Here is a 22106-nt window from a genome sequence, read left to right as displayed (position 1 = left end):
CGAGACTTTCTCCAGATGTGGCGAACGCTGAGAAACTATCCCCGCCGTGGGGTCGCTAGCGCCATCGCAATTCCGGCAACGACCAACAAGCCACCAATGCCTGCCAACGAGTTGCCGACCAGTTGCCGGGTTTGATGAGCGGCCGACGCACTATGGGCTTGTTCGAAAACGTAGTCGAACTCAGTCGTCCGTCCCTGTTCGCGGAGCGCGTTGAATTCATCCAGCAAATCCGCAGCGCCCAGTTGCTCGACCGGGATCATCGCCCGTTTCACATCCACTTCGAAGCGCTGCTTCAATTCATCGCTCGGAAGCACGCTGAACAGCCGGGTGTATACAAGTACGCCGACGCCGACAAACAGCAACAGAGCGCCAATCGAGAACAGCGGACCTTGCCAGGCAGTCCACGCAGCCGCTGGCTGAGGGGCTGATGCATCCTCAACCGTTTCCAGTTGTCGCAATTGACGAACGGTGGGAACGGCCACACTCGCGCCGCACTTGCACGTCAACTTCTCGCCCGCTTGTCCTCCGCGGACGCGCAACTTCTCGCCGCACGAGCAAGGAACCAAAAACAACTGTGGCTGCGTGGTGGTCATAATCTGATTCTACCTTCTACTCGCAACTCGTTCGCCTCCACCAGGCAACTTACCCGGGAGCTGCCGACCCGCGATTGGCCCACCAAGGCAAACTGATGCCGCCGTCGATTAGAAGTGCCGCACCGGTCAGATAAGTGTTCTTCGGATTGGCCAGATAGAGAATTCCCTCGGCCATTTCCTGCGGCGTGCCCAGTCGGCCCAGGGGAATCTTCGCCCCTGCCGTTTGCAGCGTGTCTTCGCTAGCGAATTTGCGTTCGCCGGGAGTATCGGTCCAGCCGGGCTGGATGACGTTGATGCGAATGCGATGTTCGGCCACTTCAATGGCCGCCGTCCGCGCTGCATGCTCGATCGCCGCCTTCGACATGTTGTAAGCCATGGCCCGCGGTGCCGGGATGAACGCGTGGGGCGAACTGACGAGCACAATCGAGCCGCCGCCACCCTGCTTGATCATTTGTTGGGTCGCCGCTCGCATCAGGTAGAACGCCCCCCACATCGTCACATCGACCGTCCGCTTGAAGCCCACCATATCGGCCTGATAGAAGACCTCGCGATCGCTGTAAGCCGCGTTGCTCACGGCAATCGTCAACTTGCCGAAGTTCTTCACGGCGGCGTCAACCAAACCTTCGACAGCTGCTTGATCGGCGACATCGGCCGCAATGGCAATGGCCTTGCCGCCGACCTGCTCGCATTCGGCGACCACTTTCTCAGCCTGCTCGCGGTGCGAACGATAGTTCACAATCACGCTTGCCCCGGCCCGCGCGAAGGCCACCGCGGTCGCCTCGCCAATTCCCAAGCTGGCCCCGGTCACAACGGCCACTTCACCCCGCAAATCGACATCAGACATGCCAGCTAGTTCCTGCATCAAGTTCGGCAAACAGTTCGGCCAACAGAGTCCCGCCATTGTGGCCGCTATGGGCCGAACGTCAACCTGCGGGGCATCGGCTGCAACCGGGACTCTCGTCGTAACTTCAGTGAACCCGAGCCGAAAATCGACGTAACTGTCCAACTATCCACCTAATTATTGGTATATAAATTGCGCATTTCTCGAACTATACGCAAATCCTTATATTTAATTACCGCCCATTCTTGAACACCCCCTGATTAAGCTAGTCGACAACTTACGTCGACTAGCCACCGCCGCATCAGACCGCCGATAAGTCCCGCGCGACACAGCCGTTGCGTGTCAGTCCGGTCATTCGGATCGGCCTGTCAGCCCGACCAGTTAACACCGCCCCGCTTTGATTGTCGCCACAGGAAGGACTACCCTGGTCACCAGCGCAAGCGAATTCTCTCCCGCCACGCATGAAGATCAGGCGAGCTAACCATGAATGATCGAATCAGGTTTCTCCTCACGTTTGTCTGGTTACTACTCGCCGTCTCGATCGCCCCCGGAGCCGAGTATCGTTCGCACCCGCCGCAGCGGCCTCTCCCCACTCCGACCAAAGGTGAACTAGCCGTAGGCCCCAAGTTGTTCGTCGATGCAACTCGTGGTCACGACTCCAACGCCGGGACCGAAGCGGCACCCTGGCGCTCGCTGCGTTATGCAGCCCGCAAGGTACAGCCGGGCGATACCATCTATCTCCGCGGCGGAACCTATTACGAACACGTGGCTCTCGTGCGCTCCGGCACAGCAGAGGCACCCATCACCATTGCTTCCTATCCGGGCGAACTCGCCATCCTCGACGGCGGACTGAGGGAGTTTGCCGAAGACCCAGCTGGCAGTTGGCGACCACTTCCCGATGGTGCCGAAGGAGAATACATCTCCGCGAAATCTTACTTTGATGCCGACACGCGCTTGCCGCCGCATCAGTTCCTGCCGGGTGCCTGGGAACCCATGTGGGGCATCGAAGACGAGCGGCCCTTGGCACTCGGCAACTTTGCCGATTCACTCGTGCCGCTCCATGGCTATCGCACGCTCAAGGATCTTCGTTCACCGAACGAATACTGGCTCGGGAACAAACAGGAAATTGCAACGATCGGTCTCTATGGTGGGCCGGGGATGTGGTTCAACCGGCAGACGGGGCGAGTTCACATTCGCCTCGCCCACAACCAATTGGCGGGGCTTGGCAAGCAGGCGTATCGCGGCGAAACCGATCCGCGCCGCGTGCCTCTCATCGTGGCCCTCGGCTTTGGCGCGAACGTTCTCCGCTTGACCGGCATCAAGCACGTGACGATTCAAGGCCTCGTCCTGCGCGGCGCGACGGGCAGTCCTCTGATCCACGTCTACGGCTCGGAGAATATCGAACTCGATCATCTGACCGTCTATGGCGGCTTTCCAGCTCTACTCGTCAATGCGACGAAGAGCCTTCGCGTCACGAACAGCGCCTTTCGCGGTTTGGCTGCTCCCTGGACTTCCCGCGCGCACATGAAGTATCGAGGGACCGCCTCGTATCAGATCGTGCTGCAGAACAATCAACCGCTGAATGACGACATCGAACTCGCCTGGTGCGAATTCACCGACGATCACGACTTCGCTTATCTTCGCTGCGCGACCAACCTCCGCTTCCATCACAACCTGGTCGACAACTTTAACGACGATGGCCTCGAGTCTGGCCCTAAGCTCCGCGCACACACCCTCTTCATTTCGCAGAACCGGATTGGTGCGTGCCTGATACCGTTCTCGCAGCACGAGATTGACAAGGACGAATCTCCCGTCGATCACACTCCCGAAACCGGCGTGTTCGTCTATCGCAATGTGATCGACCTCCGCCGCGGCACCTACAAATCGCCTCCTAAAGAGGCCGACGCCACCGGCAGCTATCTGCACGAAGAAGGTCATCTGGTCGGCGATCACGGTGGACCCACCTGGCCCGTGCTCCGCTTCTATCACAACACCACGCTGCGCAAGACTCCTGTCTTTCGCGACTACTTTCTCTTTGGGCTAGGTGCTCAAGGGCTGCGGAATACCGAGCGCGATGTCCTCAACAACATTTTTGTGCAGGCCGAGCAAGTTCCCGGCGCGGGCTTCGCCGGCATTAAAGAGCCAGGTAACGTGCGCGCCGGTGGCAACCTGCTATGGGGCTTGAAAGAAGGGCCCGAACTGGCCCGCGAACCATTTGCCAAGTTCCGTGCCTCGCCACTGTTCATCGCCAGTCGCAAGTATTATGAACCGGGGCTCACCACGCACGATAAAGTCGCCGATCCCAAGTTTGTTGCTTACTCGGTCGATTCACCAGCAACTGCTGACCTGCACTTGCAACCCGACAGCCCCGCTCTGAACTCCGGTCTGAAAGTCCCTGCTGCCTGGCCCGATCCCCTGCGCGACGCCGATCAAGCCGAACCCGATATCGGCGCCATTCCCCACGGCGCTCCTGCCTGGGGCGTCGGCGTCGACGGGCGAATCTCGTTATTCACTGGCGAAGCACCCGTTCGTCAGTCACTCCGCGACTGACACCTCGCCCCCTTTAACCAATTCCCTAAGCCGACCAACTGGCTGTTAGCACTTGCAATGCTAAGAACTTACGGTTGCCATAGAGCAACGCTTATCGATGGCTTTAACTTTTATCTTTGTAATGACTTGCGCGAACTGTCAGTGGTCTACTTTGTCTTCCTTTTAGCGCAGACGGTAGGAAATCGTTACGGCATGCCGTAAGATCGACGGCTGACGAGCGAATACCTTGCCAAGCCGACATTTCGTCGCCAGGAGTGATAAGGTCATGTCTGTCCCCTCGAATGCAGCGTCCTCGAACGAGGAGCGTAAGGGAACGCGGGTTACGTTTCTCGATCAGACCGGCGCCAAGAGCGTCGAAGCGGTGATTGCCGATACGGTCACCGTGAAGCGAATTCTGCCCAACATCATCACCAAAATGAACTTACCCGTGATGGGTCCCGACGGGCAGCCGATGAGCTATAGCCTCGATCATAAAGAGGGTGGCAAGCGGCTGCGCGAAGAACAAACCCTGATCGACGCCTCGGTATTCGACGGTCATCACTTGATCGTCTATCCCGAGATCGTGGCCGGTTAAGCTCGTGGCGGCAGACCTCCTGGTCTGCCGAGTTCTAAGTCTTTTCTTCTCTTCTGGCTCAAACATTCGCATGAGCGCTACATCTCCCCGCCTGCGCCGGCTGCATAGCGACCTGAGAGCGATGCAACAGCTGCAGGCCGAAAGTTCGATCCTGCATTTCACTGCCGATGGCGACCTGCCCGAGGCGTATCAGATTCGTTTTCTCGGCCGCGGCCTGATGCGCGGCGAGAACAGCGGACCGATCGAACTTCAGGAACGTCACGAAGTGACCATTCGGCTCGGCGCGGGCTATCCGCGCATGATGCCAGAGATTCGCTGGAAGTCGCCGATCTTCCATCCGAACATTTCGGGCAACGGCTCGGTCTGCCTCGGCGGCTATGGTACGTATTGGGTGCCGAGCCTTACGCTCGACGAATTGTGCCACATGCTGTGGGACATGATTCGTTACGAAAACTACGACGTGACGAGCCCCTACAATCGCGAAGCGGCCCTGTGGGCCAAGACCCAGTCGTCGCACAAGTTGCCGCTCGATGCTCGCCCGCTACGCGACCGACTTGCCCGGGCGGCAGAAATGGAAAGCATGGGCATAAAGCCGACGCCGGCCAAGCTCGATCGCCCCGTGCGCACACCAGTCGCCGCGGTGCCGGTCCCCGTTCGCGCCGCAATTCCGCCTGTCATTCGTCCCCCCGTTCGTCCCGCCGCGACTATTGCGCGGCGCGCTAACGAAGCGGAAGAAAGTGGCGTGATGTTTTTGGATGACGCCATTGAAGCCGAGATCGTTCGTCCCGCTGCCAGCGATTCCGACATCATGTTTATTCAATAGTCCATTTCTGAGCCGGTAGCGTTAGCGCCCGGAGAGTACTTGCTTCGGCAGTGAATTCTCCGCGCCGCTGACGCTTCTGGCTCAGGCAATCGCGAACATTTCGTATTGATACCATTCCATTGCTATGACCTCAGCTCGGGCCAAAGAACCTTTTGACCTCGACCGGCTGCGCGATGCGCGGCAACTGGGGACGCTCTATCGGAGCGGCGCAGTGGTCGTGATCGAAGAGCCCGTGCTCGACGAGATTCTGTCGTACTCAAGTCACGACCTGGTGCGCGAAGTGGGAGGTTTCTTGCTGGGCGAGATTCATCAAGAAGAGCCCAATTGCGTGATCGTGCGGCATTTTCATCCCGCCGTGCAAGCCACTTCGCGGGCCGCGTCCCTAACCTTCACGCATGAGACCTGGTCTGACTTGCACCGGCAGGCGGAACTTCGCTTTCCTGGTGCGGTCGTTGTCGGCTGGCAACATACGCATCCAGGTTTTGGCGTTTTCCTCTCCGCTTATGACCTGTTCATTCACCGCAACTTTTTTTCGCTCCCCTGGCAAATCGCCATGGTCGTCGACCCCCGTCGCCAGGAACTCGGCTTCTTCCACTGGCGCGCCGACGAAGTCCTCGACTGTGGGTTTGTGTGCCTCGGCGGGTAGCGGCCAGAGGTTAGGGGCCAGGGATCAGGGAAAGGCAAGGTTCTCAAAACTGCTGCAATCAATAATCATGGACTGCAAACTCCAAATCTGAGCGTTTATCCTGGTCCCTGGCCCCTAACCTCTGGCCCCTCCTTCCATGTCCGACTTTATCATCGACGATGATGACCGCTACTCGCGCCTCCGGCTTATTAGCTGGTGGGATCAGGACAAACTGCGCGCGGCGAAGATTTTGGTCGTGGGTGCCGGAGCGCTGGGCAATGAGGTGCTGAAGAATCTCTCGTTGCTGGGTGTGGGCAAGGTACTGGTGATCGATCTCGACGAGATCGAAGACTCGAACCTGACGCGCTCGGTTCTGTTTCGCGCGAGTGACCGCGGCCAGAGCAAAGCGATCGCCGCAGCGAAGATGCTGCACGAGATTAATCCCGATACGCACGTGGTGCCGATTCACGGCAACGTGATGACCGACATCGGGCTAGGTGTATTTCGCGATGTCGACGTGGTGATCGGCTGCCTCGACAATCGCGAAGCTCGACTGTGGGTCAATCGCTGCTGCTGGAAAGTCGGCACACCGTGGGTGGATGGTGGGATTCAAGAGATCAGTGGCGTGGCCAAAGTCTTTGTGCCGCCGGGCAGCGCTTGCTATGAATGCGCGATGACCGAGAACGATTATCGCCTCATCAGTTTGCGCTATAGTTGCCCGCTGCTGAAGCGAGAGGACTTGCTCGCAGGCAAAGTGCCGACTGCCCCGACGATTGGTTCGATGATCGCTGGGCTGCAGACCCAGGAAGCGCTCAAACTGCTGCACGGTCTGCCTGTGCAAGCCGGCGCGGCGATGGTTTTCAATGGGATCGCCAACAACTTCTATACGACCCATTATCAGCGGCGAGAAGATTGCCTCAGCCACGAGACTTACCCCGAGCCGATCTCGCTTGACGCCTCCGCGGCATCGTTTACCGCGCAGGATCTATTCGGGGCGGCCCGCTCGCATTTCGCCGCAGGTACCAAGCTAACGCTCGAACTCGATCGGGACCTGGTCCTCGCGCTGCACTGTGGTTGTGGCAATACGCGCAGCGTCATGCGGCCGCAGCAACTGGTCGCCGCCGATGAAGCTTTGTGTCCCAGTTGCAGTCAGGCGGCCCAGCCCGAGATGATTCACTCCATCGCTCAAGATCATCCGCTCGCCAGTGAAAAACTCGCTGCCCTCGGCATTCCTGCTTACGATATTGTTCGCGTTACCGGCGGCGGTGAGTATCAAACCTTTCTGCTGGCCGCTGATGAGAAAGAAGTATTCAAGGCCTAACCTCATCAGTGCCTTGCCTTCCCCTAGCCCCTAGTTCCTAACCCCCAGCCCCTTCCCCTATGTCCGACGACATGCAATTTGGCGAAGTCGAGGAGTCGCAGCCGCAGCAGAACCTGCGACCCGACCGCAATCGCCATTTTGCTGTGGTCGCTTATGGCCAGCCCGTCGAGCGTGATCTGCCGATTTTTGTCGACCTCGATGTGCTCTTGGATATGGAAGCTCACGCGGCAAGCGATAAGACGGTCGAACTGGGCGGCGTGATGTTGGGCGGGCATTATGAAGATGCGGAAGGCCAGCCCTTCGTCGTCATTTCCGATTCGCTGCGGGCCGAGCATTACGAAAGCACGAAGGGAAGCTTCAAGTTCACGCACGATACGTGGGAGAAGATCTCGCGCCAGCGGGACGAGTTTCCTGCCGAGATGCAAATGGCCGGCTGGTATCACACGCATCCCGATTGGGGTGTGTTCTTGTCGGGCATGGACATGTTCATCTGCGATAACTTTTTCAACAAGCCGCTCGACGTGGCGTACGTGATCGATCCCTGCCGGCTCGATCGGGCGTTCTTCATGTGGACCGGCAAACCCAAAGAACGGATCAGGCGAACGGGCGGGTTCTTTGTCACCGCGTCCCGTTTTCGACAGGCCGAACTCGAACAGACCGTGCAGGCGTTAGAAGGAAAACAAGCAATGCCCAGCTATACACCTGGTTCCGCGGGTTCGCCGAATATTTACGTGCAGTCGCCACCACCGCCACCGAAGCCCGCGTGGGAAGGAATGGCGATGATGGGCATGCTCGCGCTGCAGTTCTGCCTGCTCTCGCTGATTGCCTGGAAACTGCTCGCCACGCCCGATGGCGGCGATTCTGCGGTTGCCAAACTTAGCTTGGAAAAAGAACTGGCGGCCCGCGCCGAGGCTGAACAATTGGCCCATCAGAGCCAGCGCGACTTGCTGGTGATGGATCGCGTGCTGCAAGAAGTGAAGGGAACCGATCGCGGGCTGGTCGAGCACTATCGCGAGGAGATGAACAAACGGAAAGATCTGGAACTGGCGCTGCGCAATAGTCAGGCAGTGCAGGAGCACAAGTTCGCGGAGTTCGAAGCCAGCCTCAAAAAACTCGAGCGCAGTAATCTTGACCAGGCCGCTGTGATTGAGACCTGGGAAGCGAAAAACGAGAAGCTCCATGCCGAGAACACGAAGCTGGCGGACGACCTGAAGCTGCGCGACGGACAAATTGCCGCGCTCGAAAAGCAATTGCAGCCCGCCGCCGACGAGGTCAGCACCAGTCCCTTCGCCTGGCCGCCAAACGGCCGCACCTGGTGGTATTTAGGAGGCGGCATCATCGTACTGGCGGCCTTCGGTTTCGCCGGTTATTGGTTTCGTAACCAAGCGCACGCTCCGGTGGACGAATCACTGGTAGAGTCACCGCCATCCGCAGTCGACAGTCCGGCCACCGAAACCGCGAGCCCGGAAAAGAACTCAGGCAAGAACGTAGGATAGATTCATGGATCCCAAGCAACGCACCGAACGTCTGCTCGCCGACCACGCGCTGTTGCAGAAGCTGAGTGCCGGCAGCAGCATTTTGAAAGTCGAATCGTTTGGGGAACCAGCCGATCGGTATGTCTTTACGTTTCGCGGCAAAGGACTGGCCCGCGATGTGACCCAGACCGGCGAGATCTCGATTGTCGAACTTCACCAGGTCGAAGTGCGCTTGCCCTATGCCTATCCCACCAGCCCGCCCGATATTCGCTGGCTCACTCCCATTCTTCACCCCAACATTTCGTTCAGCGGGTTCGTCAACCTGAACGAAATGGGTTTGCCATGGATGCCCGACGTGGGGCTCGACGTAATCTGCGAGCGTTTGTGGGACATGGCTCGCAGTGCCTATTTGAATCTCGACCGCGCAACCAACTACTCGGCCAAGAATTGGTACGAGGACGAATGCAAGCATCAACTTCCGGTCGACAGTCGTCCTCTGCGTTCGGCTGGCAGTGTGAGCACGTCGAATATCGTCAGCTATTCGCATCGCGCGGGCGAAGGTGTTCGGTGGACCTCTCCCGCAGCCACGGGCGAAGTCCTTTTCATTGACGAGAATACACCGGTACCCAATTCACCTGGGCGCAAGCAGCGCGGTGCCAAGGGGAAGGATGACGATGTGTTCTACATTGGGCCGGAATAACGGGGCCGCTAGCAGGGCTGCTTCACTGCAGGTTCAGGGGCGCTGCTATCGCGCGCAAATCTTGCGATTTTCTCTTCAGTTTCTCCGCTCAACTGCCGGGGATTGCTCTTTCGCCTCCCTGCTTGTTTTGCTAATTACCGCCAGCTGCCAGGCTTCTGCATGCCCCGCGCGCAATTGTGTCGCGCGGTGCTGATTTTCGCGAAGCGGCATTTTCGGCGAGGCGATTGCCATGAACCGCGTGTGGGGAATGCTCCGTTGGGTTCGTGAGAAGATGAACATCAAGCTGGCCCTTGTGGTGCTGGTGATGGGGACCGGTCTGTCCATGGGCTACATCGGATACCGGCGGATCAGCGGCAAGCAAGCCTTGCCCGAACCGAAGAAGGTCGTCACCGGTGGCGGCGCGCCGATTCCTGGTGACCCTGCTGAGTTTGCAACCCCTGCAGCTGCCGAAGCACCGGTCTATGATCCGCACGCGCCGGTGGGAGCTCCAACGCAACCGCCGCCGTTTGCTTTCAACTCGAATGCTTATGGAACTCCGGCGACTACGCCGCCTGCCGACAGCACGCCGCCGGCCTACTCCGCCGATACCGGAGCGCCAGCGCAACTGGCTCCCTATCAACCTGTGGTTGCTGGAGACAACGCAGCCTATGCCGCTGATCCCGCGCAGCCCCCTGCCGAAGAGGCACCTTTGCCAAGCGCCCCGCCCGATGGCCAGCCTGCGCCATTCAATAGCTTTGCAGCTGCACCGGGCGATCCTCCTGCCAATCCCATCCGCGGTAGTGCCTCGCTAAGTGATGATCCTGCCACCGAACCAACTCCCACCGAAGCGATGCAGCCCAACGCGTATGCTCCGCCCGGTTACGACAGCGCGCCGACCGAGCCCATTCCTACCGCCTACAATCCGATGCCGCTCCGTTCGGCACCTCTGAGCCTGGCCCCGGAAACAGCTTCGCCCAATTCGTATGCTCCGCAAGTGGCCGCGACTGACCTGGCTGAACCCGCGCCGCGCGCTCTCGGTGGTTACAGCAGCAGTGCTGCTGCATCCCCCCGCGATGCCGGTGCTCGTTCAGAAGCCACCGGCCAGGGAACGCCGGGCGAACGTCACTTCGAAGGTGCCCAGACCCCAGCACTCACGCTCGAAAAAGTAGCCCCCGCTGAAATCCAAGTGGGCAAACTCGCCACGTTCGAACTGCATGTGAAGAATGTCGGCCAGATTCCGGCCCAACAAGTCCAAGTGACTGACCAGATCCCACGTGGAACGCAACTTGTCGAAGCCAAGCCGCAATTTCAACGGGCTGCCGATGGCACGCTCGTCTGGCCGCTCGGCACCATGCAGCCCGGCGATGAGAAAGTCATTCAATTGCAAGTGATGCCGCAGGCCGAAGGCGAAATTGGCAGTGTCGCGCAAGTTACCTTCGCGGCGACTGCCACTGCCCGCTCCATCAGCACTCGGCCACTCCTCACCATTGAGCATAGCGCGCCGGAAAAATTGTTGATCGGCGAAACGCTCAATATGACGATCACGGTCAGCAATCCCGGCACTGGTGCCGCGACAGGCGTTGTGGTCGAAGAAGACGTGCCGCAAGGGCTGTCGCATCAATCGGGCAACGAGCTTGAATATGAAATCGGCACGCTGCGGCCCGGCGAATCCAAGCGAATGGAACTCACCCTGCGCGCCGATAAGGCCGGCATCATCAAGAACACGATCGTTGTCCGTGGCGATGCCAATCTGGCTGCCCAGCACGAAATCAACATCGAAGTCATCGCCCCGCAGTTGCAAGTCGGCGTCGTGGGACCGAAGAAGCGGTTCCTCGAACGTCCAGCCACTTACACCGTCTCGGTTAGCAACCCCGGCACCGCAGCAGCTCGCGATGTCGAACTCGTCGCCTATTTGCCGCGCGGCATGAAGTTCGTCGAAACCGATTCGCAAGGCACCTACGACCCGCAGCAACATGCGGTCTTCTGGAGCTTACAGGAACTTCCCGCCACTAAGGCTGGCAATGTAAAGTTGACCGCCATGCCGCAGGAAGTGGGCGATCAAAAATTGCGGATCGAAGGGCGCGCCGACCTCGGCCTTAACACCGCCTTCGAGCAGGTGGTCAGCGTCGACGCTGCTGCGGAATTGATTCACACGATTGCCGATCTGTCGGACCCGATCGAAGTGGGGAGCGATACGACCTACGAAGTGAAGGTGACGAACATCGGCACCAAGTCGGCGACCAACATTCGCATCTCGGCAATGCTCCCACCCGAACTGAAAGCCCTCTCCGGCGAAGGACCGACGCGCGCGGCCAACGACGGCTCGCGCGTTATTTTCGAGCCGCTCGCCCGGCTCAATCCGCAGGAGGAAGCCGTCTTTCGCATTCAAGCCAACGCTCAGAAGGCGGGCGATTTCATCATCCGCGTTCAGATCAGCAGCAACGAGTGGCCGAATCCGGTCACCCGCGAAGAAAGCACCCGCGTCTATCTCGACCGTTAAAACGCACTGGTCGCTAACGCCTAGCCCACAATTTCCAAACCACTGTCGTGCTGAATCGGTTTGGGCTTGCGGCGGAAGAGGTAATAGATCCCAACTGCGAGCATCAATGCTCCTAAAAAGACAATGATCGCGAAGACCGGGCGATAGAAGAGCCAGGCCGAGGCGATCACCAGCGAGCCCAGCATGAGCGTGCCGGCGATGGCAATAACAAAGACACCGCCGCTAACCAGATTGCCGAGGATGGGAATCCAATCGCTGACGGCAGTGATCGGTCCCATCAAAAACATAAAGCCGAAGAAAATAACCAGCACCCCGCCACCGCGCAGCACCCAGGTCCAGAAGGTGTTATCGCTGCGGGCCAGTTCGAACATCTCATGCGGCGGCAGCGTCTTCGTGCGCAACATGCTGATCGGCTTGCCAGCTTTGGTCGTGAACGGTTCGAAGCCTGTCCCTGTTTGTTCGGCGACGATGGTCGTCGGCCCGGGCTTTACCACGACGAACTTAATGCGAACGTCGCCCACCTGCGTGTCCCCTTCTCCGCCCCCCCTGAATTCCTCGGCAAACTCGCTGTTGATTTGATCTTTCGGAGCATGAGGGAACCACTTGCTCACCGGCATGTACAGTTCGTCGCCACGCAGAACCGCATCGCGCCGCACTTCTTCCGGCATCGCAGCGAACTCTTCGGCAGAGATCACGCGAGGCTTGCGATTGCCAGCGTGATCGGTTTGGGCAATTTGATTGGTATCGAGTGTGAACGCGCCCAGCGTGACCTTGTCGGCCACTTCTTCATGCGAGTGCAGCGGCATGTAACCGGGGTTTTCATGCCCGCTTCGCTTATGAAAACCGCTTGAGCTTTCCGTGCCTTCGACCCACTTGCGCGTGTAGTCGTAGGTGGTGACTGTCTTGTTGTTCCGCCTTTTCGTCTCTTTCTTTTCCGTCCACTGATACATCTCGACGACGCGCCGCAGCTTGATGGCTGGCTCGCTAACGCCCAGCTTCTCGTCGCGGAGCGCTCCCTCGACGGCCGTCTCGCCCGTGACATAGACGAGCTTGCCGTTATTGGCTGGATCGATCTGGTCGGCCGGAACCGAGATGACTTGCTTCTCGCCTTCGTCGAGACTCTTGGCCGTCTTGACGCTGTTCCCTTCGTTCCAGAACAGGAGTCCGCTGCCAGCAAACATGGCGACCGGTGCAATGAGCAGGCCGAAGAGAGCGCTCGTAATCCGCGAGCCCCACGACGAACTGCTGGTCACAGAAAAGGAATCGTTTGACATGCGAGACTCTCCGGTTTGATTTGCCACCCTGATTGGGCGGAAAACTATTCGTTAGAGAATCGTCGTTCTTGCCAGCCAGCGTGACAAGTGTGGCAAACAGTTCGGCAGAGAGGGAATTTGCAGGCCCTGCCGGTGCCGTTTCAGCCCGTAATTGGCCGCCGGCACGTACCGCGTAGGAATAAACGGCTCAGTTGGAACCCCTTGCGCGCCAGCGCAAAGTAGCTGAATGGGCCATCGTTCAGCTACCGAATCGGACTTCGCCCCCTTCACAAAAACAGGCGACGACTAGTCCAACTAGCGCTCCATGTCATCTCGTTGACCCACGCGCTTGCGCGGGTGAACTGCAAAACAAGCGAACCACCCGTTCAAACGGCCGCCAGCGGCCCGGTGAACCTGGTTTGGCAACCTGGTATCCATCGATCGTTCAGCGACTACGTCCGGAAAAAGACGAGCGTCACGATGATAAAGATCGGAATCAGTACCGCGCCGCTGTAGAGCATGTAGCCGAAGAAGCTCGGCATCCGGACCTGATTTTCTTCCGCAATGGCTTTGACCATGAAGTTCGGGCCGTTGCCGATGTAGGTATTCGCGCCCATGAACACGGCCCCGCACGAAATGGCAGCCAGCAGTCTCACCGCATCGGGTCCGCCCTTCTCGAGGAAGGTCTTGAGATAGATCGGGCCGACCACTTCTACACCATTCAACCCGCAAGCGGTTGCAGCGATGGTCATGTACGTAGGTGCATTGTCGAGAACGCTGGAGAGAATTCCGGTCACCCAGAAGAACTGCCAGGTTTCGCTCATGGCGAACTTAACGCCCATGATTTCGCGCCCACCAATCGGTCGACCCCAGGCATTGAGAATTTGCAGGGCGGGGGCCATGGTGATGAAGATGCCGATGAACAGCACCGCCACTTCGATGATCGGACCAAACGTGAACTTGTTGTTGAGGCGGTTCTGCTTGCTGGTGGTCAGATACCCGGCGATCGCCAGACCGGCCATCATTCCTTCGGCCACTCCAATCGGCCAAGGCTTTTGCCCGAAGAAGGCAAAATTGCCCGAGGCATAAATGGTCGCGACGACACCCAGCAGGAATAGCAGATTGAGCCCCCCTTCGACGCCAAGCGGCTCGTGCTTCATCACTGCTTCCAACTGTGATCCGGCGCGTTCCTTTTCTTCTTTCGCAAACACGACCTGATCCCAGATATTGAAAATCACCAGCAGCATGATGTTCACCAGCAGCCAATGGGGCCAAAGGTGAATGAGGGTCCATTCGAAGGGGACGCCCTTCAAAAAGCCCATGAACAATGGTGGATCGCCCAGTGGCGTGAGCAGCCCGGCGCAATTCGACACGATGAAGATGAAGAACACGACGATGTGAGCCACCTGTTTGCGGGTGCGGTTGGCTCGCAACAGCGGACGAATGAGGAGCACCGAAGCACCGGTCGTGCCGATGAAGCTGGCGAGCAAGGCGCCAATGAGCAAGAGCATCGTATTGGCCAGCGGTGTGCCGTTGAGCGAACCTTTGATATAGATGCCGCCGCTGATGACATAGAGCGCGGCCAGCAGAATCATGAACGAAACGTATTCGTGCAGTTTTTCGGCAATCTCGTGTACGCCGGCAGTACCAAAGGCGTAGACCAGATACGCAGCCAGCGGTACTGAAAGGAGGGCAACGATGATTCCCTTGTTGGTGTTGTGTTCCCACCAGTGGGGACTGACCAGAGGGAAGATCGCGATGCACAGCAGCAGCAACACGAATGGCAGCACAGATACTAGCGGCAGTTCCAATCCCATATTGCTATGCGCGGCATGCGCGGCGTCGTGCTCGCCTTCGTGGCCGGCGGCATGAGCGTGGTCGTCCGGCGTCGCTGCGGGTGTTCCTTGAGCAGCTTGATCCGCTGTTTTGGCCTCTGCCTCGGCAGGAGTTGTGGCCGGAGTCGCGGGCTCTTGCGCGTGGGCCGCGGCGGGGAATTCCGTCGCACACCAAACACCGGACAAGATCATGGCAGCGCACAGGAGGGCGCTCTTCACTGGCGGGTTCATCATCGAAGTTCGTATCGTTAGCTGAAGGGCTGAACTAGCGGCCAAAGGAAGCCGGCGACAAGGAGAGAGGCCCTATCGTAACTTGCCGAAAAACCGACGGAAAGGGACGATCTGCAGCGGTTTTCAGGTCATTTGCACACGGTCTGAAGAATTTGTCATCTACGACTATTTGTCACCTCAGCGCAGATCGCCGGGCGAGAGTCGACCGTCGTGCAGGGCCGAAGCAACGAGCACGGCCGACCCACCGGCTTGCGAAAGATCGCTCAAGTCCTGCTTTGCGCGAACTCCTCCCCCCGCGATGATCTCTAACTGCGGATAAGCCCCCCTTAGCATTCGCACGAGCGGGAGCGTCGAGATGCCCCGACCGCTCCCCACAGCGGCCAGATCGAGCACGATCAGACTGCGAATGCCACAGCGCAGCACTGCTGCGGCGATCTCGGCCGCAGTCATTTTTTTCCAAGCCGCGTCGGTCGTAATCGGTCGGCCTTCTTGCAAATCGAGACTGAAGACAACTCGTTCGAGCGGAATCAGACCCGCGGCGGCCAGTTGCTGCAGTTCGTCTGGACCACTCCACGACTCAAGCCCCAGTACCAGGCGAGAATTCTCGGTCGGCAACCTCGTTAGCCGTTGCCAGGTTGTCGCCGCTTCGTCAGCCGTGCTAACACCCGCATCGAGGAGGAGCGAAAAACCGGTTTCGGCGATCGCTTGCCAGGATTCGATGTCGGGAATGCCCAGCATGATCGCATCGAGATCGGCCACGTAGATTTCGTTGAATTCGAAGGCGATTTTGAGCGCGGTCGCGACTGCCCCGGGATGGGACGAATGGACGAGTTCGCTGACGATGGGGCGGTATTCGTCGCGCCGCCCCCCCACGCCGCGCACGACGAGTCCTTCTTTCAGATCGATGACCGGAATCACTCGCACCGCAGACTTCCTTCGAAACTGCCAAGACAAACGATCTTTCTCGCACTATACTATTCGCTGCGCAACTCGACTGCCGCAGGCGGCCGCGCAGGGACACAACCGAGGTAAAACCAGGCTGACGATCGAGCATGAAACTGCGAGCCGGGATCGTGGGTTTGGGAGACGCCTGGGAAAGTCGGCATCGGCACGCCCTGCGGGCCCTCTCCGATCGCTTTGAAATCAAAGCCATCTGCTGTGAAGTGGCCCATCTGGCCGAACAAGCGGCCAAGGACTTTCGCGCGGAAGAAATGGACGGCTTTCGGGCCCTCTGTGCTCGTAGCGATATCGATGTAGTCTTGATTCTCTCACCCCAGTGGTACGGCCCGCTGCCGATCATCGCGGCCTGCGACTATGGCAAGAGCGTTTATTGCGGCGCGGCCCTCGATATCGACACTCCCGCCGAAGCGGCCATGTTGAAGAAGAGGGTCGAAGAGGCAGGCATTGCCTTCATGGCGGAATTTCCCCGCCGTTTAGCTCCCGCGACCATTCGCATGAAGGAACTGATTGCGACGCGTCTGGGCAAGCCGCGACTCCTCTTCTGCCATCGCCGCTCGTCCGTCGAACCTGCTGGCCACGGTCGCCGCCCGACCCGCAATTGCCCGACCATGCAGCGCGAAATGATCGAGCAGGTCGATTGGTGCCGCTATGTCGCCGGCCTGGAGCCAACTTCGGTCATGGGCATTCGCCACAGCCTCACCGGCCAGCCCGATGGCGACGATTATCAAATGATGAGCCTCGATTTTTCCCCTCCTGGCGAAATTGGCGTTGGCCCGGTCGCGCAAATCAGTTGCGGCCGCTATATGCCGTCGTCCTGGCCCGAAGCGGTCTCCTTTCGCCCACCAGCTGCTTTGCAAGTTTGCTGCGAGCGGGGGATGGCCTTCATCGACCTGCCGTCGTCCCTCACCTGGTTCGACGAAGCGGGCCGGCACTTGGAATCGCTCGACAGCGAGCGTCCCGTCGGCGAACATCTACTCATGCAGTTCTATCGGGGCGTGACGAGCCTGGTGCGCAAAGTGAACGACCTGGAAGATGCCTACCGCGCACTGTCGGTCGTCATCGCCGCCCGCGAAAGCTATTACACGGGCAAACGAGTTGCGGTGAATCCGCCGACATCCGAGTCGCCCTAGGTTCGCACATCATCAAATCGAATGGTGGGCCGCGAATCTCAACCCTCGCTACATACACATGACCACCAAAAAGAAAAAGCACGCCACAGCTCAGCTCAACGCAATTACCGCGCGCGGCACCGAGAACGATATCTGGAATGTGCCCAACATCATCACAATGGTGCGGCTCGTCTTGGCGATCGCCGTGTTCGTGCTCATTCCCCTGCACCAATTCACGGCCGCGCTGATTGTGTTCGTGATCGCCGCCAGCACCGATTGGATGGATGGCTACTGGGCCCGCAAGTATGGCCAGGTGACCAAGCTGGGGCGCGTACTCGATCCGTTCGTCGATAAGATCATCATTTGCGGCACCTACATCTTTCTTGCGGCCGAAGTGAACTCAGGCATCGCCGCCTGGATGGCCACCGTCGTGATGGGGCGCGAATTGCTCGTCACCGCGCTCCGCTCGGTGATTGAGGGAAGCGGCGGCGATTTTTCGGCCAAGTGGGCCGGCAAGGTGAAGATGGTCGTGCAATGCCTCGCGGTCGTTGCCAGCCTCGTTGCCCTCCGTCACTTTGCCCAGTACGGAGCAGGCACCCCGCTGCCCGATTGGTTGGGAGTCGTGCTGCCCATCGCCGTCTGGGGTTCCATCGCGATCACCATCTACTCGGGCCTCGAGTATGTCTTCATCGCTGCCAAAAAGATGAATTGAGCAGCTGCAGCCGATAGTGGGTAATGGGTAGGCCAAAGACCACGTCCCTAACGAACCAGAGCGGTTCAGCGAGGCAATGCTCGAAGCGTATCGGATCGTCGTGCAGGGCGGTGCGCAACCAAAAATGGAATGCCCCTTCGTAAGGGACGGGGTGCCCGACCCACGTTTGCTGCTTGAGACAATTCGAGTTCTTTCCCTTGGTCGCAGAGCAGATTAACTTGACTGCCGTGCAAGAGTATAGGCAATTAGCCGTCAGACTTATGTCCGCACCGTCACCCAAGCTCGCGAACGTGTTCTTCGGGCTTTTGCCCGATGTTCTGCAACTGCACCGGACTGCTGACGCGACAAAGATTCTCCGCGTTCCAGCAAGGGCGCCCGAGGTCGGTGATCTCGTCGTCCACAACGATGGTGACGAACTCACTGTAGCGGTGGGAAAGATCAGTCATCGCCACTTCGAATGTTCTCCATCGCGAGCCGAGCGGAAAGAGGACCGGCAGCGTGAAGCCGCCGAACATGCGATCAATTGGATTCAGGAAATTCTGGCAGATCGAGTTCGCTTTCGCGTCGAGTATTCATTGGGACGAGTCGTCGCTGGTTCGGACTGGAACCCCATGGAAACCGACGGTGGCCGCTGGCTTGCCGCAACCGATCAAGCGAGGGAATATCTTTGGAGCGGTGAGCAAAGGGCGTAGTCGCTTAATCCTCGATGGATGTCAGGTTGCCAAACCTGGTTAACCGAGCCGCTTGCGGCCGCTGAACTGCTAGTTCTGCGATTTTACAGTTCACCCTCGCAAGCGAGTGGGTTAACCAGATGACATTGAGTGCCAGTTGGACTACGACCTTTGCTGCTTTCTGGGCAATGCGAGGTGAGGGCTGCCTGCCGCCCCGGCATAATCGGCACTTACCGCAAAAGACGCCTCTCAGAATCGCGCTAATCGCGATATAGTGTTACGCTTTGAGGTGGGCGGAGGCCGAGAATCCTGTGGTGCGGAAGCCTATAGTGCGGCGGGCACCGCGACGAGCCTTGCCAGCTGCAAGTTTCGATTAGAGTAGATGAGTACCGCCGCAGCGGTCTCTGCCCACGCCCGACTCCCGACATCGGAAAGCAGTTGCATGACGAAGCGCCCCCGAGGAGGTCCGCCCCGGAAATTTCCCGGGAGCACCGCCAGCAGACGGACGCCGATTCGCTTCGTCTATATGCCCGACCTCAACCTCGCGATGAACGAGGTCAATATCGACGACTATCAGAACTTTCTCGTCCGCACCGATCACGTGCCGCGCGAAGGTGAGCAGGTGATGGCCATCACCGCCGAGATTCTTGTCGTGGCCGAGGTCGCCCATCGCCTGAGCAAGTACCCGGCTCCCGGCGGCATCGTGAACGTCGAAGAGATCCTCGTCGTGGTTGTCCCGCTCGAAGTCTACAACAGCGACGCCGATGATGACGACGACGACGATGAAGACTCGGAGCGCCGGGGCGACGCCGACTAAACGAGGGCGGAACAAGCAACAATCGAGGGCGAGGGGGGCTGGAACTTGGGACTCGCTCAAGCGGGGTGTGCGAAAAAATGGCTACTAAACTGCCGCCGCCCCAAGAATTCGCCAGAAACTCTGGCCCGAACGGGGTTTGGTGTCGCGAAGCGGGCTGGTTTCCGGCATAATAATCGCCCATAGTCTCGGCGTGATGCGCTCGTTTGCTGGCTGTCAGCATGGGGGGTGCCATCAGGCCGGAGAGCTCGCAGCTACTCTGTTCCTCACTCACGATGTTGCCAACCTTGCCATTCACGCTCGATGCCCGGTCCTTGTGGCCGGCCCTCCCGGGGCAAGGTACAACCGCGCACAGAATTGCGCGATTAGCGCCAGGCGAGTCGACTCGTTCGACACGGCTCGCCCGTTGCTATCAACTGGACTCATCGGCTGAAGCCCAAGTGGCTGCTAGCGCCCGTTCGCGGGCTTTCGTACACGTTGCGTATACGTCTGTTTTTTGCCCTGACGGCTATCGTCGCGAGCCAGCCAGCTCGAGCGAAAGCTGCTGGCGGCAGCGCCCTTGGCGGCCCACATCAAACTGCGAGAGCGCGAATCACGCGCCTCGCCGGGCCACTCTCCCGCGCTGCGCGGCTGGCTTTCGCCCAGCATTGGTTCGTTGGTCTGCGAGTTGCGCGTCGTTATCGACGGTGGCCGAACCAACACTGGCCGGCGGACATGACGGCTGGTTACGACCAGCTGCGCCGGAGGATAGGTGCCAGGGCGGGCCTTCAAATCACGAGAGAAAACGAGTCCATGAAAAGCGAAATGTTGGTGAATGTCTCGCAGCCCGAGGAGTGCCGAATTGCCATCATTGAGGATGGCCTGCTGGAAGAGCTGTACATCGAGCGCGCGAGTGCGGACAATTACGTCGGCAATATCTATCGTGGGCGGATCGTAAACCTGGAGCCAAGCATTCAGGCTGCGTTCGTCGACTTCGGCGTCGGCCGCAACGGCTTTCTGCACATCAGCGATGTCGAGTCGCAATACTTCCGCCAAGGTGGTTTCGACCCGGCCGAAGCGATGATGGGCGGCCGCAATGCTGATATCGATACCGGTGAAGACGACAACGGCGACAGCGACGAAGAGGGTGGCGAAGAAGGTGACCGTCCGCCGCAACGCCAACAGCGCCAGCGGCGTCCGCCCCGTGGTGGCCGCCCACGCATCAAGCCGCCGATTCAAGAGATTTTTCGCCGTGGCGACGAAGTGCTGGTGCAAGTCATTAAAGAAGGGATTGGGACCAAGGGTCCAACCCTGTCGACCTACATCAGCATTCCCGGCCGCTACTTGGTGTTGATGCCCGCGCTCGGCCGCGTTGGTGTCTCGCGCAAGATCGAAGACGATCAACTGCGCCGCACCCTGCGAGACACGCTGCTGGAACTTAATCCGCCGAAGGGGCTGGGCTTCATCGTGCGGACTGCTGGTCAGGATCGGGCGAAGAAGGAACTTTCGCGCGACATGGCCTATCTGCTGCGACTGTGGAAGGTGATCGTTCGCCGCTTGCGAAAGACCACTGGACCAGGCGTGATTTACGAAGAAAGCGACATGATCATCCGGACCATTCGCGACATCTTCACCGCCGAGATCGATGCCATCTACATCGACCAGGCCGATGCCTATGAACGGGCCAAAGAATTCTTGCAGCTGGTGATGCCGCGGCACGTGAACCGGTTGCATCATTACGACGGCCGCGAGCCACTGTTCCACAAATACAAGTTGGATCAGGAAATCGCTGGTATTCACAAGCGCAAGGTGCCGCTCCGCGGGGGTGGTTCGATTGTCATCGATCAAACCGAAGCGCTCGTCGCCATCGACGTGAATAGCGGTAACTTCCGCACCGGCGACGATGCCGAAACGAGTGCCTTCAAGCTGAACATCTCGGCGGCGAAGGAAATTGCCCGCCAATTGCGGCTGCGCGATCTGGGCGGTGTCGTAGTGAACGACTTCATCGACATGCGTCGTGAGAAGCATCGCCGCGGTGTCGAACGGGCCCTGCGCGACGCGATGCGCCGCGACCGCGCCCGCACCAAGATTCTGCGAACGAGTCCCTTCGGTTTGATCGAAATGACTCGCCAGCGGATTCGCCCCAGCTTGAAGACGGCTGTTTATAGCGACTGCCCCTGCTGCACGGGCCGTGGTGTGGTGAAGACTGCCGAAAGCATGGCGATTGAAGTCGTTCGCCTGCTGATGCTCGCCAGCCAACAGCCGAAGATTGCCCGGGCTACGGTCAAGGTTTCGGAGCCCGTTGGCGCTTACTTGAACAACAAGAAGCGACGCGAGATCACCCGGCTGGAAGATGACTGCAACATGAGCGTGCAGATTCTCAGCTCGGCGACGGTGTTCCCCGAACACCTGGAAATCGATCTTCGCGATGTCGAAGGTCGCGAGATTGTGCTGCCGGTGTAGTTCTCCAGAAAACTTGCGGCATCAACAAGCGCAGCGAGTTCGCACTCCAACAGCGAACTCGCCCGGTGGAATATCGCATGCGTTGGTTGCTGATTGCG

Annotated in this window: 18 protein-coding genes; 12 read left to right on the top strand and 6 right to left on the bottom strand. The window is 59.1% G+C overall.

Annotated features, from left to right (window positions below):
* Window positions 1-35: 35 nt before the first annotated feature.
* Both ETAA8_RS02735 and ETAA8_RS02730 read right to left on the bottom strand, forming a co-directional pair.
* Window positions 36-593, bottom strand: a complete 558-nt coding sequence (locus tag ETAA8_RS02735) for a DUF1922 domain-containing protein (RefSeq protein ID WP_145084529.1) — start codon at window positions 591-593, stop codon at window positions 36-38.
* A 49-nt stretch (window positions 594-642) separates the two neighbouring features.
* A complete protein-coding gene (locus ETAA8_RS02730; RefSeq protein WP_145084526.1) occupies window positions 643-1437 on the bottom strand; it encodes an SDR family NAD(P)-dependent oxidoreductase in 795 nt (264 codons plus the stop codon).
* A 480-nt stretch (window positions 1438-1917) separates the two neighbouring features.
* On the opposite strand from ETAA8_RS02730, the gene ETAA8_RS02725 reads away from it, so the two are divergent.
* The 8 genes from ETAA8_RS02725 (at window position 1918) to ETAA8_RS02690 (ending at window position 11981) form a co-directional block, all read left to right on the top strand.
* Window positions 1918-3984: a right-handed parallel beta-helix repeat-containing protein gene (locus ETAA8_RS02725; protein WP_145084523.1), complete on the top strand. Its 2067-nt coding sequence runs from the start codon at window positions 1918-1920 to the stop codon at window positions 3982-3984.
* 265 nt (window positions 3985-4249) lie between these two features.
* Entirely contained in the window at window positions 4250-4558 is a 309-nt protein-coding gene (locus ETAA8_RS02720) for an EsaB/YukD family protein (protein WP_145084520.1), read from the top strand.
* 70 nt (window positions 4559-4628) lie between these two features.
* Window positions 4629-5381 carry a ubiquitin-conjugating enzyme E2 gene (locus ETAA8_RS02715; protein ID WP_202921522.1) on the top strand — a complete coding sequence of 251 codons (753 nt, stop codon included), beginning with the start codon at window positions 4629-4631 and terminating at the stop codon, window positions 5379-5381.
* A 124-nt stretch (window positions 5382-5505) separates the two neighbouring features.
* Window positions 5506-6027 (top strand): Mov34/MPN/PAD-1 family protein, encoded by a 522-nt coding sequence (locus ETAA8_RS02710; protein ID WP_145084517.1) that lies wholly within the window; start codon window positions 5506-5508, stop codon window positions 6025-6027.
* Window positions 6028-6163: 136 nt separating this feature from the next.
* Entirely contained in the window at window positions 6164-7327 is a 1164-nt protein-coding gene (locus tag ETAA8_RS02705; protein ID WP_145084513.1) for a HesA/MoeB/ThiF family protein, read from the top strand.
* A gap of 59 nt (window positions 7328-7386) precedes the next feature.
* A complete protein-coding gene (locus ETAA8_RS02700; protein ID WP_145084510.1) occupies window positions 7387-8823 on the top strand; it encodes an MPN domain-containing protein in 1437 nt (478 codons plus the stop codon).
* 4 nt (window positions 8824-8827) lie between these two features.
* Window positions 8828-9502: a ubiquitin-conjugating enzyme E2 gene (locus ETAA8_RS02695; RefSeq protein ID WP_145084507.1), complete on the top strand. Its 675-nt coding sequence runs from the start codon at window positions 8828-8830 to the stop codon at window positions 9500-9502.
* A 229-nt stretch (window positions 9503-9731) separates the two neighbouring features.
* Window positions 9732-11981, top strand: coding sequence for a DUF11 domain-containing protein (locus tag ETAA8_RS02690; protein WP_145084505.1), 2250 nt, complete (start codon window positions 9732-9734; stop codon window positions 11979-11981).
* 20 nt (window positions 11982-12001) lie between these two features.
* Here ETAA8_RS02690 and ETAA8_RS02685 read toward each other — a convergent pair whose 3' ends face one another.
* The 3 genes from ETAA8_RS02685 to ETAA8_RS02675 form a co-directional block, all read right to left on the bottom strand.
* Window positions 12002-13255 (bottom strand): TMEM43 family protein, encoded by a 1254-nt coding sequence (locus ETAA8_RS02685; RefSeq protein ID WP_145084502.1) that lies wholly within the window; start codon window positions 13253-13255, stop codon window positions 12002-12004.
* Window positions 13256-13686: 431 nt separating this feature from the next.
* Complete coding sequence (locus tag ETAA8_RS02680) at window positions 13687-15303, bottom strand: sodium:proton antiporter (RefSeq protein ID WP_238397662.1); 1617 nt, start codon at window positions 15301-15303, stop codon at window positions 13687-13689.
* Between the two features lie 174 nt (window positions 15304-15477).
* A complete protein-coding gene (locus ETAA8_RS02675) occupies window positions 15478-16224 on the bottom strand; it encodes a HisA/HisF-related TIM barrel protein (protein WP_202921521.1) in 747 nt (248 codons plus the stop codon).
* A 128-nt stretch (window positions 16225-16352) separates the two neighbouring features.
* Here ETAA8_RS02675 and ETAA8_RS02670 point away from each other — a divergent pair, with 128 nt between their 5' ends.
* Both ETAA8_RS02670 and pgsA read left to right on the top strand, forming a co-directional pair.
* A complete protein-coding gene (locus tag ETAA8_RS02670) occupies window positions 16353-17390 on the top strand; it encodes a Gfo/Idh/MocA family protein (protein ID WP_145084497.1) in 1038 nt (345 codons plus the stop codon).
* Window positions 17391-17448: 58 nt separating this feature from the next.
* A complete protein-coding gene (pgsA, locus tag ETAA8_RS02665; RefSeq protein WP_145084494.1) occupies window positions 17449-18081 on the top strand; it encodes a CDP-diacylglycerol--glycerol-3-phosphate 3-phosphatidyltransferase in 633 nt (210 codons plus the stop codon).
* Between the two features lie 272 nt (window positions 18082-18353).
* Here the strand turns inward: pgsA and ETAA8_RS02660 are convergent, their stop codons facing one another.
* Window positions 18354-18596, bottom strand: coding sequence for a hypothetical protein (locus tag ETAA8_RS02660; RefSeq protein ID WP_145084491.1), 243 nt, complete (start codon window positions 18594-18596; stop codon window positions 18354-18356).
* 598 nt (window positions 18597-19194) lie between these two features.
* Here ETAA8_RS02660 and ETAA8_RS02655 point away from each other — a divergent pair.
* Both ETAA8_RS02655 and ETAA8_RS02650 read left to right on the top strand, forming a co-directional pair.
* Window positions 19195-19569 carry a hypothetical protein gene (locus ETAA8_RS02655; protein WP_145084488.1) on the top strand — a complete coding sequence of 125 codons (375 nt, stop codon included), beginning with the start codon at window positions 19195-19197 and terminating at the stop codon, window positions 19567-19569.
* A gap of 789 nt (window positions 19570-20358) precedes the next feature.
* Window positions 20359-22008: an Rne/Rng family ribonuclease gene (locus tag ETAA8_RS02650; protein WP_145084485.1), complete on the top strand. Its 1650-nt coding sequence runs from the start codon at window positions 20359-20361 to the stop codon at window positions 22006-22008.
* Window positions 22009-22106 lie beyond the last annotated feature (98 nt).

This window comes from Anatilimnocola aggregata (assembly GCF_007747655.1).
GTDB lineage: Bacteria > Planctomycetota > Planctomycetia > Pirellulales > Pirellulaceae > Anatilimnocola > Anatilimnocola aggregata.
The sequence above is the reverse complement of the archived record's forward strand: the minus strand, read 5'-3'. Positions and strand labels throughout refer to the sequence as shown.

Excerpts from the sequence above, each read along its gene's own strand:
- ETAA8_RS02735 (WP_145084529.1), bottom strand. The coding sequence starts at position 593 with ATGACCACCACGCAGCCACAGTTGTTTTTGGTTCCTTGCTCGTGCGGC.
- ETAA8_RS02730 (WP_145084526.1), bottom strand. The coding sequence starts at position 1,437 with ATGTCTGATGTCGATTTGCGGGGTGAAGTGGCCGTTGTGACCGGGGCC.
- ETAA8_RS02725 (WP_145084523.1), top strand. The coding sequence starts at position 1,918 with ATGAATGATCGAATCAGGTTTCTCCTCACGTTTGTCTGGTTACTACTC.
- ETAA8_RS02720 (WP_145084520.1), top strand. The coding sequence starts at position 4,250 with ATGTCTGTCCCCTCGAATGCAGCGTCCTCGAACGAGGAGCGTAAGGGA.
- ETAA8_RS02715 (WP_202921522.1), top strand. The coding sequence starts at position 4,629 with ATGAGCGCTACATCTCCCCGCCTGCGCCGGCTGCATAGCGACCTGAGA.
- ETAA8_RS02710 (WP_145084517.1), top strand. The coding sequence starts at position 5,506 with ATGACCTCAGCTCGGGCCAAAGAACCTTTTGACCTCGACCGGCTGCGC.
- ETAA8_RS02705 (WP_145084513.1), top strand. The coding sequence starts at position 6,164 with ATGTCCGACTTTATCATCGACGATGATGACCGCTACTCGCGCCTCCGG.
- ETAA8_RS02700 (WP_145084510.1), top strand. The coding sequence starts at position 7,387 with ATGTCCGACGACATGCAATTTGGCGAAGTCGAGGAGTCGCAGCCGCAG.
- ETAA8_RS02695 (WP_145084507.1), top strand. The coding sequence starts at position 8,828 with ATGGATCCCAAGCAACGCACCGAACGTCTGCTCGCCGACCACGCGCTG.
- ETAA8_RS02690 (WP_145084505.1), top strand. The coding sequence starts at position 9,732 with ATGAACCGCGTGTGGGGAATGCTCCGTTGGGTTCGTGAGAAGATGAAC.
- ETAA8_RS02685 (WP_145084502.1), bottom strand. The coding sequence starts at position 13,255 with ATGTCAAACGATTCCTTTTCTGTGACCAGCAGTTCGTCGTGGGGCTCG.
- ETAA8_RS02680 (WP_238397662.1), bottom strand. The coding sequence starts at position 15,303 with ATGATGAACCCGCCAGTGAAGAGCGCCCTCCTGTGCGCTGCCATGATC.
- ETAA8_RS02670 (WP_145084497.1), top strand. The coding sequence starts at position 16,353 with ATGAAACTGCGAGCCGGGATCGTGGGTTTGGGAGACGCCTGGGAAAGT.
- pgsA (WP_145084494.1), top strand. The coding sequence starts at position 17,449 with ATGACCACCAAAAAGAAAAAGCACGCCACAGCTCAGCTCAACGCAATT.
- ETAA8_RS02660 (WP_145084491.1), bottom strand. The coding sequence starts at position 18,596 with ATGTTCGGCGGCTTCACGCTGCCGGTCCTCTTTCCGCTCGGCTCGCGA.
- ETAA8_RS02655 (WP_145084488.1), top strand. The coding sequence starts at position 19,195 with ATGACGAAGCGCCCCCGAGGAGGTCCGCCCCGGAAATTTCCCGGGAGC.
- ETAA8_RS02650 (WP_145084485.1), top strand. The coding sequence starts at position 20,359 with ATGAAAAGCGAAATGTTGGTGAATGTCTCGCAGCCCGAGGAGTGCCGA.